An 896-nucleotide genomic window follows, 5' to 3' on the forward strand; every position below is an offset into this window, starting at 1 on the left:
GCCACAATGCCCAAACACGTTGCTAACGTCAGCAAACTGGCCATTACAAACCGAGCAATACCCATATTAATGTGACCTTTTAGCATGTCTGCTACCGAATTAATCAGTGGAAAACCAGGCACCAACATCAATACCGACGATGCCATCGCTACGGTTGGTAAATTACCAATTTGATAAATTTCAGCTTGAGCAGAAATCAACGTGGTTACAAATGCGGTAGCAGCAAAGTTAAGTAATGGATTGAAGTGACGATGGCCAATCTCTTGGCGCACGATCATGCCACCAGCCGAGGCCAAGAAGGTCATAATAAATACGCCCCAATCGCCACCCGCTAAATGGCTGAATGCCGCGCATGATAAGCCAATCATAAGCACCACTAGCCAGCGGTTGTACCGTTCTGGGCTGATGGTATTCAGTTTTTTCTGCGCCATGGCTGCATCGAGTAACCCGCGCTCCATCATGATACAGATACGTTGAATTTGCGTAATAACGCGCATGTTGATGCCACGATCGGCACAGCTTCGAGTAGTTGTGATGCAATGTCCATCCATTACGGTCGTGACAACCAAGGCATTGGCTGAGAGGGCTACAGCCACTTCATGCACGCCACAAGCTAAGCCAATACGACGCATGATATCGCACACAAGTGTACTTTCTGCGCCATGGGCCAACAGCATTTGTCCGGCTTGAGCGACAAGTCGAGAAATGGAGCGTTGGTTAGATACCGTCAACTCTCCAGACGGTATGGTTTCTAGATTCATAGATAGGTCTAAGTCCTTTTAGGGTGTTGCTTACTCTCACGTGAAGGAGGTCAAACAGTCCCGAATCATCACGCGAAGCCACTATTGTGCCGCAAATCACATCATCTAAATATGATTTAGATACAAAAAAAGCCG

The 896-nt window shown here is 47.3% G+C and carries 1 protein-coding gene; it reads right to left on the reverse strand.

The window, feature by feature from the left end; all coding sequences use genetic code 11:
* Nucleotides 1-761 (reverse strand): threonine/serine exporter ThrE family protein (locus tag R7Z47_RS24250; protein ID WP_318130689.1); only part of this gene is annotated, 761 nt, incomplete at its 3' end.
* Nucleotides 762-896: the final 135 nt, after the last annotated feature.

It is taken from the genome of Vibrio sp. 1641 (assembly GCF_033339995.1).
Taxonomy (GTDB): Bacteria; Pseudomonadota; Gammaproteobacteria; order Enterobacterales; family Vibrionaceae; genus Vibrio; species Vibrio alginolyticus.